Annotated in this window: 13 protein-coding genes; 7 read left to right on the plus strand and 6 right to left on the minus strand. The window is 69.2% G+C overall.

Features of this window, described 5'->3' with window-relative positions; all coding sequences use genetic code 11:
• The first annotated feature begins 28 nt into the window (after positions 1-28).
• Positions 29-943, plus strand: coding sequence for a DUF4349 domain-containing protein (locus tag CCK91_RS12590; RefSeq protein ID WP_086474347.1), 915 nt, complete (start codon positions 29-31; stop codon positions 941-943).
• The gene (locus CCK91_RS12595; protein WP_086474348.1) at positions 940-2130 is read left to right on the plus strand and encodes an acyl-CoA dehydrogenase family protein; all 1191 of its coding nucleotides are present in this window, start codon (positions 940-942) and stop codon (positions 2128-2130) included. The genes CCK91_RS12590 and CCK91_RS12595 overlap by 4 nt, the downstream gene beginning before the upstream one ends.
• Before the next feature lie 9 nt (positions 2131-2139).
• On the opposite strand, the gene CCK91_RS12600 is transcribed toward CCK91_RS12595, so the two are convergent.
• Positions 2140-2418, minus strand: a complete 279-nt coding sequence (locus CCK91_RS12600; protein ID WP_064296530.1) for a metal-sensitive transcriptional regulator — start codon at positions 2416-2418, stop codon at positions 2140-2142.
• An 83-nt stretch (positions 2419-2501) separates the two neighbouring features.
• On the opposite strand from CCK91_RS12600, the gene CCK91_RS12605 reads away from it, so the two are divergent.
• Entirely contained in the window at positions 2502-3779 is a 1278-nt protein-coding gene (locus CCK91_RS12605) for a DUF445 domain-containing protein (protein ID WP_086474349.1), read from the plus strand.
• Positions 3780-3791: 12 nt separating this feature from the next.
• On the opposite strand, the gene CCK91_RS12610 is transcribed toward CCK91_RS12605, so the two are convergent.
• On the minus strand, positions 3792-4841 hold the full coding sequence (locus CCK91_RS12610; protein WP_086474350.1) for a hypothetical protein: 1050 nt from the start codon (positions 4839-4841) through the stop codon (positions 3792-3794).
• Between the two features lie 129 nt (positions 4842-4970).
• Here CCK91_RS12610 and CCK91_RS12615 point away from each other — a divergent pair, with 129 nt between their 5' ends.
• The 3 genes from CCK91_RS12615 to CCK91_RS12625 all read left to right on the plus strand — a co-directional run bounded on the left by CCK91_RS12615 (position 4971) and on the right by CCK91_RS12625 (position 7632).
• The gene (locus CCK91_RS12615) at positions 4971-6317 is read left to right on the plus strand and encodes an MFS transporter (protein ID WP_242664535.1); all 1347 of its coding nucleotides are present in this window, start codon (positions 4971-4973) and stop codon (positions 6315-6317) included.
• A 72-nt stretch (positions 6318-6389) separates the two neighbouring features.
• Positions 6390-7355, plus strand: coding sequence for an aldose 1-epimerase family protein (locus CCK91_RS12620; RefSeq protein WP_369821899.1), 966 nt, complete (start codon positions 6390-6392; stop codon positions 7353-7355).
• A 25-nt stretch (positions 7356-7380) separates the two neighbouring features.
• The gene (locus CCK91_RS12625; protein ID WP_079001938.1) at positions 7381-7632 is read left to right on the plus strand and encodes a response regulator; all 252 of its coding nucleotides are present in this window, start codon (positions 7381-7383) and stop codon (positions 7630-7632) included.
• Positions 7633-7694: 62 nt separating this feature from the next.
• On the opposite strand, the gene CCK91_RS12630 is transcribed toward CCK91_RS12625, so the two are convergent.
• Positions 7695-9155, minus strand: a complete 1461-nt coding sequence (locus CCK91_RS12630) for a serine hydrolase domain-containing protein (RefSeq protein WP_086474352.1) — start codon at positions 9153-9155, stop codon at positions 7695-7697.
• Positions 9156-9384: 229 nt separating this feature from the next.
• Here CCK91_RS12630 and CCK91_RS12635 point away from each other — a divergent pair, with 229 nt between their 5' ends.
• Positions 9385-10848: an MFS transporter gene (locus CCK91_RS12635; protein ID WP_242664536.1), complete on the plus strand. Its 1464-nt coding sequence runs from the start codon at positions 9385-9387 to the stop codon at positions 10846-10848.
• Between the two features lie 13 nt (positions 10849-10861).
• Here CCK91_RS12635 and CCK91_RS12640 read toward each other — a convergent pair whose 3' ends face one another.
• From CCK91_RS12640 to CCK91_RS12650, 3 genes are all read right to left on the minus strand, one after another.
• Complete coding sequence (locus CCK91_RS12640) at positions 10862-11524, minus strand: MurR/RpiR family transcriptional regulator (RefSeq protein WP_207568233.1); 663 nt, start codon at positions 11522-11524, stop codon at positions 10862-10864.
• A 185-nt stretch (positions 11525-11709) separates the two neighbouring features.
• Positions 11710-12885 carry a mechanosensitive ion channel family protein gene (locus CCK91_RS12645; protein WP_086474686.1) on the minus strand — a complete coding sequence of 392 codons (1176 nt, stop codon included), beginning with the start codon at positions 12883-12885 and terminating at the stop codon, positions 11710-11712.
• 769 nt (positions 12886-13654) lie between these two features.
• The gene (locus tag CCK91_RS12650; protein WP_086474353.1) at positions 13655-14830 is read right to left on the minus strand and encodes a N(5)-(carboxyethyl)ornithine synthase; all 1176 of its coding nucleotides are present in this window, start codon (positions 14828-14830) and stop codon (positions 13655-13657) included.
• Positions 14831-14939: the final 109 nt, after the last annotated feature.

Raw genomic sequence — 14939 nt, forward strand, 5'->3', positions numbered from 1 at the left:
CGGTGCGGTGGCTCCCTAGGGTGATGCCATGAAGCGCTCAGCAGTGACCCGCACCACCACCGTGTTCGTCTCCGCCGTCCTCGTCGGGCTCGTCCTCTCGGGCTGCTCGGCCGGGTCGAGCACCGAGGCCGGCAGCGACTCGCGAGCTGCGATACCCGCGCCCGGCCAGGTCGCCGGCGACGCGCAGCTCGGCGTCGACGGCGCCGCCTCCCCCGACCTCACCCAACAGCAGGTGGTCACGACCGGTTCACTCACCGTCACCGCTGACGACCCGATCAGCACCGCGACGGACGCCACCCGGATCGTCACCGAGGCGGGCGGGCGGGTCGACAGCCGCGACGAGACGCCAGGCACCTCCGACCAGGCCGCGCAGGCGACCCTGACGGTCCGCATCCCCGCCGACGACTTCGACGACGTGCTCGCGCAACTGCAGGCGCTCGGCACGGTGAACAACCTCTCCGTGTCCGCGGTGGACGTCACGGCACAGGCCGCCGACCTCGACGCGCGGGTCACCGCCCTCCAGGCCTCGGTCGACCGACTGCTCGGACTCATGGCGGCTTCGACCACGACGGCCGACCTCCTCGCCGCCGAGACCAGCCTGTCCCAGCGGCAGGCGGAACTGGACGGGCTCGTCGCCCAGCGCGACGCGCTTGCCGATCAGGTCGACTTCTCCTCCGTGTTCGTGAGCTTCGTGGCCCCGGGCTCGGTCGCGCCGGGCGTGCCCACCGACTTCTGGGGCGGCGTGGTCGCCGGGTGGAACGCGCTCGTCACCGCCGCCTCGGGACTCGTCGTCGTGGTCGGCGTCCTGGTGCCGTGGCTGCTCCCCCTCGCGATCGTCGCCGTGGTCGTAGTCCTCCTCATCAGGTCGGGCCGTCGGCGCACTGCTCGCCGCTCGCAGACACCTGCCACCTCGGCCGGGCCCGATGCGACAATGGACCGGTGACCGCTCAAGCGCAGCACCACCCGTCCGATCGACCGTTCGACCCCGCGTCGATCCTCAGTGACGGGCTCGTCGAGCGCATTCGCGAACGTGCCGCCGTGGCGGACCGCGAGAACGCCTTCTTCGACGAGGACCTCGCCGAGCTGCGAGCGTGCGGCTACCTCCGGGCGTTCGTCCCCGAGGAGTTCGGCGGCCTCGGCCTCGGCATGAGCGAGGTCACGCTGCTCCAATCCCGGCTCGCCACCGCCGCCCCGGCGACCGCCCTCGCGATCAACATGCACCTCGTGTGGACGGGGGTCGCGCGACTGCTCCACACCCGAGGAGACGACTCGCTCCGCTTCGTCCTCGAGGGAGCTGCCGGGGACGAGCTCTACGCGTTCGGGGTGAGTGAGGCTGGCAACGACCTCGTGCTCTTCGGATCCGACACCGAAGCCCGTCCGGGCCCCGACGGTTCCTATCGGTTCCACGGCCGGAAGATCTTCACCTCTTTGTCACCCGCGTGGACCTGGCTGGGGACGACCGGGCTCGACACGACCTCGGCCGACGGTCCGAAGGTGGTCTACGGGTTCATCGAGCGCTCGCGCGGCGGGTTCGAGATCCTCGACGACTGGGACACCGTCGGGATGCGGGCCAGCCAGAGCAGGACGACCCTGCTCCAGGGCGCCGAGTCGACGGCGGAGCACATCGTCCGACGCCTCGACCCGGGGCCCAACCCGGACCCCATCGTCTTCGGGATCTTCGCCTGCTTCGAGACCCTCATCGCCGCCGTGTACACGGGCATCGGCGAACGCGCCCTCCGGCTCGCGGTCGAGACCGCCCACCGGAAGACGTCGAAGAAGGCCGGTGGCGCGAGCTACGCGGCGGACCCCGACATCCGCCGTCGGATCGCGGCGGCCGCCATCGCGTACGACGGCATGCTGCCGCAGCTCGCCGGCATCGCCCGTGACCTCGACGACGGGGTAGACCACGGCGCGCTCTGGTTCCCGAAACTCGTCGGGCTCAAGGTCCGCGCGACGGAGACAGCCCGCGAGGTCGTCGACCAGGCGATCCGGGTCGCCGGCGGCGGCAGCTACTTCGCCGCGAGCGAATTGGGCCGGCTGTACCGCGACGTCCTCGCCGGGATGTTCCATCCCTCCGACGACGAGTCCGCCCACGCCACCGTCGCGAACGCCTGGCTCGGACCCGTGTGACAGCCCGACTCAGCCGCGGTTGTTGCTGAGCTCGAAGATCCGCAGGAGCTCGCCGACCGCGGCGTCCTTGCTGTCCCCGCCCTCCTCGAACATCTGCGTGACGTGCGTCAGCAGGTGGTTCTCGACGAGCAGCTTGTTGAGTGACCCCAGCGACTTCTGGATGGCGAGCGACTGCGTGATGATGTCCATGCAGTAGTCCTCGTTCTCGATCATCTTCTCGAGACCACGCATCTGGCCCTCGAGGATCTTCGTCCGGTGGAGGGCCCGCTTCTTGATGTCTTCGATCACCGGCTCAGGGTACCACCAGGGGGTACGGTGCCCTCCTGTTCCATCGGACCGGAGGACACGGTCGACGAGCCTAGGATGGGCGGATGACGAGCTCCCCCGCACTCGAACTCACCGCCGCCGACGCGGACCGCGCACGAGCCCTGCGCTCGATGAAGCGCCTCGCCACCGGACTGCTCCTCGTCATGGCGGTCATCTTCGCCGTCGCGTTCGCGCTCGAGGGACGCTACCCGTGGTTGGCGTACGTCAGGGCCGCTTCGGAAGGCGGCATGGTCGGGGCGCTCGCGGACTGGTTCGCCGTCACCGCCCTCTTCCGCCACCCGCTCGGCATCCCGATCCCGCACACGGCGATCATCCCGAAGCGCAAGGACGAGATCGGCGTCAGCCTCGGCGAGTTCGTGGAGACCAACTTCCTCTCCGAGGAGGTCGTGCGGCAGAAGCTCGCGTCCGTCTCCGTCTCGGAGAAGCTCGGCGCATGGTTGTCCGAACCGGCGAACGCCGAACGGGTCACCGCCGAGGGGTCCATCGCGGTGCGGGGTCTCCTGGAGACGTTGTCCGACGACGACGTCCGCGAGGTCATCGAGTCGCTGGCGTCCAAACACCTCATCGACCCGCAGTGGGCTCCGAACATCGGCCGTTGGGTCGAGCACATCGTCGGCGTCGGCGCGCACCACGACGCAGTCGACCTCCTCCTCGACCGCACGGGCGAATGGCTAAGCACGAATCCGAAGGCCTTCGAACGCCTCGTCTCGAGCCGTCTGCCGACCTGGGTGCCGTCCTTCGTCGACCGGCTCGTGGACGACAAGCTCTACCGGGAGGCCGTGTCCTTCGTCCAGGCCGTCCGAGCGGACCCCGATCACCAGCTCCGTCATGCCCTCGACGGCTACCTCAGCGAGCTCGCGGAGCAGCTGCAGCACGACGACGCGACCATCACCCGCTTCGAGAACGCCAAGCACGAGGTCATCGACAGTCCTCGCGTCCGAGAGGTGGCCGGCAAGACCTGGACGGCCGCGAAGAGCGCGTTCCTCGAGGCACTCGACGCCCCCGACAGCGACCTCCGTGTGCGGATCGCCGGCACCATCGCGGATTTCGGACGCCGTCTGTCGACCGACCGGGCGTTCTCCACCCGCGTCGATACCCGCGTCGCGGACGCCCTGTCCTACGTCGTCACCCGCTACCGGCACGACATCGCGAGCATCATCACCGAGACCGTCGAGCGTTGGGACGCCCGAGAGACGACCCAGAAGATCGAGCTCCTCGTGGGACGCGACCTGCAGTTCATCCGATTGAACGGCACCATCGTCGGCGCGCTCGCCGGCCTCGCGATCTTCACGGTCGCGCAGGCGGTCCTCCGCGCGTTCTGACGACGGGACCGGTCAGCGCTTCGGGAGCAGCTCCACGGAGATGAGGCTCACGACGTCGTTCGCCAGCAGATCGAGCGAGCCCTGGTCTTTGCAGGTGAAGGTGAAGACGACGAGGATCCCCATCTTCGTGAGCGACCGGACGCCCCAGTACGTGCGCTCCCCCGTGGGCTGCGTCCACGACAGGACCCGGAACTCGATGAGGCCCCCACCACTGTTGTAGTTGAGCTGCTCCGTCGTTCCGTCCGCCTTGACGTAGTCCGCCCCGACGTACTTCGACAGATAGGCATCGCTCGAGCGCTGGTCGTCGCCGACCGCGATCTCCGCCGGAGTCAGGGCGATGTTGCCGAGTCGCACCTCACACGAGGTCGAGGCGTTCGTGTAGATGTCGATCCCGTTCGCGTCCTGACCCGCTGCCGCCCACGACGAGTCGAAGTCGTTCGTGAGGTAGGCCGTCCAGTCGGCGGGGACGTCCTGTCCTGCTGCGAAATCGAGGTCCGGCGGGATGGTGACGTAGGTCTTGGTCGGCTCGGGCGTCGAGTCCGTCTCCGTGGGCGTCGGAGACGCGGTCTTCGTCGGTGTGGCTGAACGAGTGGGGCTCGGGTCCGCGACCGGTGCGCCGCCCTGTGTGAGCACGAGGGCGACGACGGTGATGATCGCCGCCAACACGAGCGGGACTCCGACGGCGAGAGCGATGATGAGTCCCGTCCGCTTGCGCTTCGGGGCGCCGGGAGGCGGCGGCTGCTGGCCGTACCCGGGAGGGCCCTGCGGTGGCTGCTGCTGGTACGGGTTCTGTTGCGGCTGATACGGCGGCTGCGGCTGCCCGCCGTACGTGTTCTGCTGGTACCGGTTCTGCTGCCCGCCGTACGGGTTCTGCTGGTACGGGTTCTGCTGCTGGCCGTGCGGGTTCTGCTGCTGCTGCGGTCCCTGCCCGAACGGCGGCTGCTGCGGCTGGCCGTATGGGTTCTGCTGCTGACCATACGGCTGCTGCGGCTGCTGACCCGCGGGCCATTGCGGCGGGCGACCGTCAGGCTGCTGCGGGTCGGGAGGCGGTGCATCGGTCACGGGAGTGGCCTTTCGACGGAACGGCGGGCGGAGCGGGTGAACTGCCCGGCCGCACGCCTGCAGTTCGTGCCGTCAGCCTATCTGCGACGGACCGGCGCCGGTGGGCACATCCTGCACCAGAATGGTGACGTGTCCACCGCCCCCACCACACCCCGCACCCGCAGCGAGCGCCTCGACGCGCTCCCGTTCACCAAGGCCCACGGGCGACTGCTCGTCGGTTCCGGCGTCGGCTGGGCCCTCGATGCCATGGACGTGGGACTCGTGTCCTTCGTGCTCGCCCAGCTCGCCGTGCAGTGGCAGCTCGGCAACACCGAGCTCTCCTGGATCGCCTCAGCCGGGTTCATCGGGATGGCCATCGGCGCGACGCTCGGCGGTCTGCTCGCCGACCGGGTCGGACGGCGCCACGTCTTCGCGATCACGCTGCTCGTGTTCGGCATCGCGACGGGCGCGTCGGCCCTCGCCTGGGGACTCGGCGTGCTCATCGTGCTGCGGTTCATCGTCGGCCTCGGACTCGGCGCCGAGCTGCCCGTCGCGTCGACCCTCATGAGCGAGTTCGCCCCGCCACGGATCCGCGGGCGGATCATCGTGTTCCTCGAGGCGTTCTGGGCCATCGGGTGGATCGCCGCCGCGCTCATCGGCTACCTGGTCGTGCCGACGAGCGACGACGGGTGGCGCTGGGCCCTCGCCATCGGCGCGTTGCCCGCGGTCTACGCGGCCATCGTACGGACGCGACTGCCGGAGTCGGTGCGCTTCCTCGAGTCGCGTGGTCGCCACCGCGAGGCCGAGGCCGTCGTCCGCGAGTTCGAGGCATCGGCCGGCGTCGCCCACCCGGAGGCCGCCGGTGACACCACCACCGACACCCCCGTGAGCGCCGGCCTCTCCGTCGGCGAGCGCCTCCTCGGACTGTGGGTGCCCACGCACCGCCGCGACACCGGGGCCCTCTGGATCGTGTGGTTCTGCGTCAACTTCTCCTACTACGGTGCGTTCATCTGGATCCCGACGATCCTCGTGGCCTCCGGCTTCTCGCTCGTCCGGTCCTTCGGTTTCACGCTCATCATCACCCTGGCCCAGATCCCGGGCTACGCCGTCTCAGCGTGGTTGATCGAGGCTTGGGGACGGAAACAGACCCTCGCGACCTTCCTCGCGGGTTCCGCGGTGTCGGCGGTCCTGTTCGGCACCGCGACGACCGAACCGATGATCATCGTGTTCGGCATGTGCCTGTCCTTCTGCAACCTCGGCGCCTGGGGCGCCCTGTACGCGACGACGCCGGAGCTGTACCCGACGGCGCTCCGTGCGACGGGGGCGGGGTGGGCCGCGGGTATCGGCCGCATCGCCTCGATCATCGCCCCGCTGTCGGTTCCGGTGCTCCTCGTCGCAGGACAGGCCCTGCTCTTCTCCGTGTTCGCCGCCTTCTTCGTCGTCGCCGCGGTCGCCGCGCTGTTCCTCTCGGACATGCGCGGCCGATCCCTCGACTGAGCCGCGTCCCACTGCCCGACCCGCACCGCCAGTCGGCCGGGTCGGTCGGCGACGATGCGACAGAATGGGGCCGTGACCGAATCCACCAGCGCCGTGTCCCCGTCCGCCTCCGTCGACCGACGTCCGATCTCAGGACGTCGTGTCGATCTCGAGCACGGTGCGTACACCGCGTCGATCGCCTCGGTCGGTGCCTCACTGCGGTTCCTGCAGCACGATGGCCGCGACCTCGTGGTCCCGTTCGACGCGGAGGAGGTCCGTCCGGCGTTCCGCGGCGCCATGCTCGCCCCGTGGCCCAACCGCGTCGTCGACGGCCGCTACACCTTCGCCGGCGTCGACCACCAGCTCGCGCTCACCGAACCCGCTCGCGGGCACGCCCTCCACGGGCTCGCCGCCTGGTCGGAGTGGGACCTCGTGTCGTCGAGCGCGTCGTCGGCGGCGTTCCGCGTGGTCATCGAAGCGCAGGAGGGCTATCCGTTCCGCGTCCAGGTCACCGCGACCTACACACTCGACGACCACGGACTCCGCACTGACGTCGAGGCTCTGAACCTCGGCGACGTCGACGCCCCGTACGGCACCGGGCCGCACCCCTATCTCGTCGCGGGCGAGGGGCGCGTCGACGACTGGACGCTCGAGCTGCCCGCCGCCGAGGTACTCACCGTCACGCCGGACCGGCTCATCCCGGTCTCGCTGGAGCCGGTCGACACGGAGGCGACGGAACACTTCGACTTCCGCGCACCCCGGGCCATCGGCGACACCTTCATCGACCATGCGTACACGGCACTCGACCACGACGCCGACGGTCGGGTCATGGTGCGGGTGACGGCACCGTCCGGCGGTGGCGTCGCGATGCACTGGGGCGAGGGTCTGCCCTGGGTCCAGGTGCACACCGCCGATCGGCCCGTCGCGGAGCTGAACCGACTGGGGCTCGCAGTAGAACCGATGACCTGTCCCCCCGACGCCTTCTCCACCGGGACCGACCTCGTCGTCCTCGCTCCCAATACACCACACCGGGTGTCCTGGACAATCGCAGCACTCTGACGGTCGTCGGGGCTAGGCTGGCGACATGTCACAGACTCTTGCGAAACTCACCGGCGGCCCGCTCGACAGCGAGATCATCCCGCTCGAAGACGGTCAGGACGGCGAGCTCGTCCTGCCCTACGGCGAAGGCCAGCTCATCTACCGTCCCGTCGGCGAAGCGACGAACACCGGCGACCACGACGGCCCGACGACGACCGACTACGAGTACGTCGAGTCGACGGAGGACATCTCCCCGACGAACCGCAACGGCAACGGCGACGACGACTCGATCGGCTGAACCGGACCGCCCTGTTCCACCTGAACGCCGGTAGCTGAGCCTCAGCTGCCGGCGTTCGGCGTTCACTCACCCTGGTCGTCGACCGTCACCGTGAAGGTCTGGACCCGGAGTGGCAGCACGGGTGTCATCCGGACCTCCAGGCGGAGGCGGCCCTCCGTCCCCTCGACGAACCAGACCAGGTGGTCCGGCGAATCGCAGATCGGCGTCGCGCGCCCCGAAGCCACCTCGGCGATGCCACCGACGGCGGTGACAGCGGCGTCGACCGCTTCGCGTCGCTCGTCCACCGGGCGGTCGAGGGCGACGTTCTCGGCGAACAGCGAGGCGGCGACGCGGTCGTCCCAGTGCGACAGCAACCCGGTCGCGGTCATGGATGCCACAAGCGTCTCCGGCCAGGGGCGGATCGCCGGTTCCTGCAGCTCGCCGGAGGCCTGGGCGCCGGCGATCGCCAGCCGCAGGGCCTGTTCGGCGGGCTTCGCCACGGCCGCGTAGCCGGCGTTCTCGAAGGCGACGACGCCGAACCCCGATGTCGGGTGCCACCGCATGTGGGCGCTGTAGCCGGGGTAGCCGCCCGAGTGCGAGACGAGCGTCCCGAGATCGGCGTCCTCCTCGACGAAGAGGCCGAAGCCGTAGCCGAGCGCGAGTCTCGGCGGCACGCCGTCGAGGGTGGGCCGCGACGGAACGAGCCGCTGCAGCTGCTGCAGCTCGCGGCGGCTGGCGCTCGACAGCGGTCCGGTCTCGTCCCCGGTCCACGCGCCGTCGAGCCAGCGCACCCATCCGATCAGGGTGGAGGCCGAGGCGAAGAGTCCGCCGATCGAGGAGAAGACCCCGGGGCCGGAGAACGGGACCTCGACGAATCGACCGTCCTGGTCGGCGGCCCGTTCGCGTCGGACACGATGACCGGTCGCCGTGACCGCCACGTCACCCTCGGGTCGCTCGAACACGGCACCAAGCCCGAGCGGCTCCAGCAGGAGCGAGGTCACCGCGTCGATGTAGGACCCGCCGGTCACACGCTCGACGACCTGCCCGAGCAGCGCGTAGCCGAGGTTCGAGTAGGAGAACGCCGTACCGGGTGTCGAGACGCATCGGACGCCGCGCACGAGCAGCCGCCGGAACTCGTCCACGCTGATCGACTCCTGACGATCACCCCACGGATCGTCTGTTCCGAGCCCACCCGACATCGTCAAGAGCATCCGCACGGTCGGCCGGACGGCGATCCCGTCAGGGAGGGCCGGCGCGAACTCCGGCACGAACCCGTCCACTGGCGCGTCCAGGTCGAGGCGACCGGCGTCGCGGAGGATGAGGAGCACGGCCGCGGTGAAGCTCTTCGTGCAGGAGGCGATGCGGAACAGCGTGTCGGCGTCGGGCACCGGACCGCCCACGGTGACCCCGCCGAACCCCTGCTCGAACCGGACCCGCTCGCGGTCGAACACGGCGACGTACGATCCCGGGGCGACGCCGGAGGTGATCCGGTCCTGGAAGACCCGTGTGATGTCCGTCTCGGTGCTGTCCTCGACCAGGTGCATGCCGCCTCCTCCTCGACGGCCCTCGGCAGCCGTCCGCGATCTCGTCGCGCTTCGAGCGTACGACCATTCCGCGCCACCGGGCGCCATCGCACGGGGTGCCGGGCGTAGGGTGCTCCTCCGCCAGGACGAAGTCAAGGGGCAACGATCCGCTGCGTCGGAACGCCGCCGCGGGAGTAGCGTCATCTCCCGGATCGACCGTCGACGGGACGGCCGTGGAAGGAGTCATTCCATGTCGAGCACGTCGACCTCCGGGCAGCCGGCCCCGGTCCGGAGCCTCGTCCCCGCCAGGATGGACCGATTGCCGTGGACCCGGTTCCACTGGATGATCGTCGTCGGTCTCGGCTTCTCCTGGGTGCTGGACGGCCTCGAGATCCAGATCGTCGCCTCCGCCGGGTTCCAGAAGTCGCTGGGCCTCTCTGCGGCTGAGGTCGGCCTGCTCGGGACGATCTACCTGCTCGGCCAGGTGACGGGTGCCCTCGTCTTCGGCCGCATGGCGGACCGCCTCGGCCGCAAGAAACTCTTCATCCTGACCCTCGCGATCTACCTCGTCGCGAGCGGCATCGCCGGCCTGTCCCCCACGTTCTGGTTCCTCGCCATCTTCCGGTTCTTCGCCGGCATGGGCATCGGCGGCGAGTACGCCGCGATCAACTCGGCCATCGACGAGCTCATCCCGTCGAAGTACCGCGGGCACGTCGACATCGCCATCAACGGCACCTACTGGGGCGGCGCCGCCCTCGGATCGGCGGCGAACCTGTTCCTGCTGAACACCGACTACTTCGCCGAGGACGTCGGCTGGCGCATCGGGTTCTTCATCGGGCCGGTCCTCGGTCTCGCCATCATCTTCCTGCGCCGCCACATCCCCGAGAGTCCGCGGTGGCTCATGACGCACGGTCGGGAACAGGAGGCGGAGGCCACGGTCGACGACATCGAGGCGACCGTCCGCAAGCAGGGCGGCACGATCGAGCCGGTCGACGAGTCGAAGGCGCTCACGGTCCAGGCCCAGGGCCACATCCCGATCCGGACCATCTTCGGCGTCCTCTTCTCGAAATACCCGAAGCGCACCTTCGTCGGTCTCGCGATGATGATCACCCAGTCGTTCCTGTACAACGCGATCTTCTTCACCTACGCGCTCGTACTGCAGAACTTCTACGGCACGAGTCCCTCGTCGACGCAGTACTACTTCTTCCCCTTCGCGATCGGCAACCTGCTCGGCCCACTCCTCCTCGGCAGGCTGTTCGACACCTGGGGTCGTCGCCAGATGATCTTCCTCACCTACGGGGTCTCGGGAGCGGTGCTGGCCGTGTCGGCGGTGCTGTTCAACGCCGGTGCGCTCGACGCGACGACGCAGACGATCTTCTGGTGCGTCTCGTTCTTCTTCGCCTCAGCCGGTGCGTCGAGCGCCTACCTGACCGTCAGCGAGATCTTCCCGCTCGAGCTCCGCAGCCAGGTGATCGGCTACTTCTTCGCGATCGGACAGATCGCGGGTTCGGTCGCACCCCTGCTCTACGGGATCCTGATCGGCGACGGCACCGACCGCGGACCGCTCACCGTGGGCTACTTCGTCGGTGCCGGCGTGATGGTCCTCGGCGGGTTGATCGCCCTCATCTTCGGGGTCGACGCCGCGCGGAAGTCACTCGAGGACATCACGGAACCCCTGTCGATCGTGCGCGAGGGGAAGGGCTCGGGAAGCTGATCCCGGTCCGCGCTCAGTCCTCGTCGGAGACGTAGACCCCGAGCGTCTCGGCGAGGCGCTCCCGCTCCACCGCCCGACGGCCGGCGCCCTTGGCGCTGGCCGTCGTAAGCGTGGCGAGGATGTGCAGGGTGAGCGCGATCCCGATCGAGGAGCTCGGGTGGCCGTCCTCGGCACGGCCGAGCACGATCGTCTCGTCGGCGTACGGGGTCAGCGGGGCGTCCGGCGCGTCGGTGATGAGCACGAGGCGGCCTCCCGCCTCGGCGAACGGGACGACGGAGTCGATCGTGTACTTCCGATACCGCTGCAGCGACACGGCGATCATGACGTCGCTCGTCCGCACGTCGCTCAGGACGTCGAGGGGACGCACGATGGTGCCGTCGATGAGTGTGACGTTCGCGAGGCCGTAGCTGAGGTCCGCGGCGAGGAGCGACGCGTAGGTGAACGACTTCGACGCCCCGATGAGGAAACGTCGCCGCGCGGAGACGATGAGGGCCGCTGCGCGTTCGAGGGCACCGTCCGCCTTCGCCGAGGCGAGGGACTCCTCGAACTGCTTGCGTTCCTGCTCGAGGAGTCGGTGCTTCAGGACGGACGCGGAGCGTCGTTCGAGACGCTGCTCCGGGCGTTCGCCGGGAACGGCGGTGTCCTCATCGGTGAGGAAGAGGGTGTCGTCGTTCACGCGCGGTCTCCTTCGCATGCCGTCGCCGGGGTTCGGGCCGGCGCCGTCCGTTCGTGTCGGCAGCAACACCGACGGCCCGCCGGCAGGTCACCCGGCGAGGTTCCCTTGATGGTAGCGACGGGAAGCGCATACAGGATCGCCGGAACGACAACGATTCGGTGCACACGCGTCCGGCCGCGCGACGGTCAGCGTTCGGGCTCGTCGTCCAGGTCGGGCAGGGTGATCGAGGAGGTGAAGAGGCTCGCGCGCTGCTCGGCCTCGGCGCTGCCGCTGAACAGCCCGACCGGCTCGGTGACCGGCCCGCCGCGCTTCGGCACCGGACGAGGCTCCTGCTCGACCATCTGCACCCGGTTGCGCGGGATCGCCGACGGGTTCTGCGCGAGGATCCACTCGACCATCTGCTCGCGCACGAGGCATCGGAGATCGAAGAGGGTCGGTGCGTCCACCGCGGTGACGAGGATGCGGATGCGCACGTAGCCGCCGACAGCGTCCGTGACCTGTAGCACCTGTGCCCGGCCGTCCCAGAGGTCGGTGCGGTCGAGGATGCGCTCCAGCTCGGTCCGCATGACCGCGGGGCTGACCCACCAGTCGAGGTCGAACTCGACCGACCCGAGCAGCTCGCTCGTGTTCCGCGTCCAGTTCTGGAAGGGCGTGGAGGTGAAGTAGGTGGACGGGAGCACCATGCGGCGATCGTCCCAGATGCCGACGACGACGTAGGTGAGGGTGATCTCCTCGATACGGCCCCACTCCCCCTCGACGATGACGACGTCGTCGACCCGGATCGCATCGCTGAAGGCGAGCTGGATCCCGGCGAACACGTTCCCGAGGACGGACTGCGCCGCGAGGCCGGCGACGATGCTCACGACACCGGCGGAGGCCAGCACGCTCGCCCCGACGCCCTGGACGCCGGGGAACGTCAGGAGGATCGACGCGACACCGACGATGACGACGACCGCGATCGCCAAGCGACGGACGAGCGCGAGCTGCGTCTGCATGCGGCGAGCGACCTTGTTGTTCGGGACGTCGATGCGGTACCGGGCCTGGCCGAGCCCGATGACGAAGGCGAGCAGCGCGGCGACCAGCCACGTCGCTGCGGCGATGACGGCGATCCGGAAGGTCTGGTCGATGAACCCACGGGCGGTCTCATCGGGAAGCGTCGCCGCCACCGCCGGCCACACGGCGACCAGGATCACGAGGGCCCGGAAGGGGTGCCTTGCACTCCCGGCGAGCGCACCCGGCCAGTCGCTCCGCCGCGCCGCCATCCGGAAGGAGACCGACACGATCACGATCACGACGAGCGCTGCGATCAGCGCTATCCCGGCCGCTGCGGCGACACCCCACCAGCTCTGCCAAACGAACATCCATGCCTCCTCGAGCCGGTCGTGCACTATGTGTTCCCCCGCCGACCGATGCCGTACGGCGCAAGCGTCCAGCGTAGGGGCGGGCGCATCCCGCGCTCGACCGCTTGCGCGGCCTGCCACGAATCTCTCAGGCCGAGTTCACGTGGCGGGCGCGTCTTACGTGGACTTCCCCCGGCCCCTGACAGCCTCCCCGGTCACTGAGCTTGTCGAAGTGCCCACGAGGAACCCCTCGACAGGCTCAGTGACCAAAGCACCCGGGCAGTTCTCTCCCGTTCACCGAGGCGACACGGCCCAGGCCGCCCTTCGACAGGCTCAGGGACCGAAGCATGCCGAACAGACCTTTCCCGGTCACTGAGCTTGTCGAAGTGCCCACGAACAGGCCTCATCGTTCCGATTCAGTACGGGTGCACCTCTTCCTGTCACTGAGCCTGTCGAAGTGCGGCACAGCTCGGGGACCGCAGCGGTGCGGACAGACGTTTCCCGGTCACTGAGCTTGTCGAAGTGCCCACGAACAGGCCTCATCGTTCCGATTCAGTACGGGTGCACCTCTTCCGGTCACTGAGCTTGTCGAAGTGCCTACGAATGCGCTTCGACAAGCTCAGGGACCGGAGGGGGCTGCTCAGAGACCGGAGGGTTCCGGGTGGACCATCTCCGGTCACTGAGCCTGTCGAAGTGCCCACGAGAGGCCTCCCGGGCGGGGTGTCTCCGTCAGCGGTTCACCGACAGGCCCACCGCGGCCCCACAGCTTGAATGACCTGCCACGAACCGATCAGCCCGGCTGGACCTCATGCGGGTACTCGGCCGACCGGTGCTGGAACTCGGTGATCGCCGGGTTGAGGATGACGCCGTCCTGGATCTCGACGGCCCGCTGAACGGTCAGGCTGTCGACCCAGACGTCCGGCCCTGCCAACACCGTGGGCAGGAACGGCAGCAACGCCTCACTGTTCTCCCAGCTGGACGAGTTCCACAGCAGCGACGGACTGTGGTCGACCGCGTAGTAGTTGATCTCCCCGCGCCCGACGGTGAACATCGGGTCGTCGAACCCGGTCGTGCGCGCCCATTCGAAAGCCATCCCCTCGTCGCAGGAGACGTCCACGATGAGGCTGCCGGGCCGGAACGCGCCGAGGTCGTCCTCGCGGAGGTAGAGCAGTGGTGCATTGGGGTCCTGCAGCGTGCAGTTGACGACGATGTCGCTCTCGGCCAGGAAGGGCGCGAGCGGCACGCGGCCCTCGTCGGTGATGACCTCGCTGAGGTACGGGCCGTCGTCGTGGTCGAACTGGATCATGCGGGCGGAGTGAATGGGTGCTGCGACCGCCGCGACCCGGCGGTTGGTGAGCACGCGCACGTCGTGGATCCCATGGGCGTTGAGTGCGGTCACGGCACCTCGGGCGGTCGCGCCGAAGCCGATGACCACGGCGGTCAGGCGACGGCCGTAGCTGCCGGTGGAACCGCAGAGTTCCAACGCGTGGATGACCGAGCTGTAGCCGGCGAGCTCGTTGTTCTTGTGGAAGACGTGCAACCCGAAGCTACCATCGGCGGCCCAGTGGTTCATCGCCTCGAAGGCGATCAGGGTGAGCCGTTTGTCGATCGCGAGCTGGGTGAGCGCGGTGTCCTGGACACAGTGCGGCCAGCCCCAGAGCGTCTGCCCGTCGCGGAGTTCCTGGACGTCCTCGAGCTGTGGTTTCGGCAGGAGGACGACGTCCGCCTGCTCGATGACCTCGGCGCGCGTCGCGAACGAGCGGACGTAGGGCGCGATCTCCTCGTCGGAGACGCCGAACCGGGAACCGTAGCCGTGCTCCACGACGATCCGAGACCGGAACTCCTCCGGGATGCGCTCGAAGTGCGCCGGGTGGATCGGCACGCGTCGTTCGTCGGGCTTCAGCGAGGTGCCGATCACCCCGAGGACGGCGTCGCGCTGCACGGTCGGTTCGGATGCTGATGGCATGACTGCTCGTCCCGTTCACGGGAACCGAAGCGGCGCCGTGCCCCTGACCGTACAGGACGCGGGGCACCGCCGACACGGGACAGGACGCTGCCGACACCCGGAAACGCGA

Origin of the sequence: Plantibacter elymi (nom. nud.) (genome assembly GCF_900177795.1) — a bacterium.
Classification (GTDB): domain Bacteria; phylum Actinomycetota; class Actinomycetes; order Actinomycetales; family Microbacteriaceae; genus Plantibacter; species Plantibacter elymi.

Bases quoted from the DNA above. Each gene is read 5' to 3' on its own strand.
- CCK91_RS12590 (WP_086474347.1), top strand. From the start codon at position 29: ATGAAGCGCTCAGCAGTGACCCGCACCACCACCGTGTTCGTCTCCGCC.
- CCK91_RS12605 (WP_086474349.1), top strand. From the start codon at position 2,502: ATGACGAGCTCCCCCGCACTCGAACTCACCGCCGCCGACGCGGACCGC.
- CCK91_RS12625 (WP_079001938.1), top strand. From the start codon at position 7,381: ATGTCACAGACTCTTGCGAAACTCACCGGCGGCCCGCTCGACAGCGAG.
- CCK91_RS12630 (WP_086474352.1), bottom strand. From the start codon at position 9,155: ATGCACCTGGTCGAGGACAGCACCGAGACGGACATCACACGGGTCTTC.
- CCK91_RS12635 (WP_242664536.1), top strand. From the start codon at position 9,385: ATGTCGAGCACGTCGACCTCCGGGCAGCCGGCCCCGGTCCGGAGCCTC.
- CCK91_RS12645 (WP_086474686.1), bottom strand. From the start codon at position 12,885: ATGTTCGTTTGGCAGAGCTGGTGGGGTGTCGCCGCAGCGGCCGGGATA.
- CCK91_RS12650 (WP_086474353.1), bottom strand. From the start codon at position 14,830: ATGCCATCAGCATCCGAACCGACCGTGCAGCGCGACGCCGTCCTCGGG.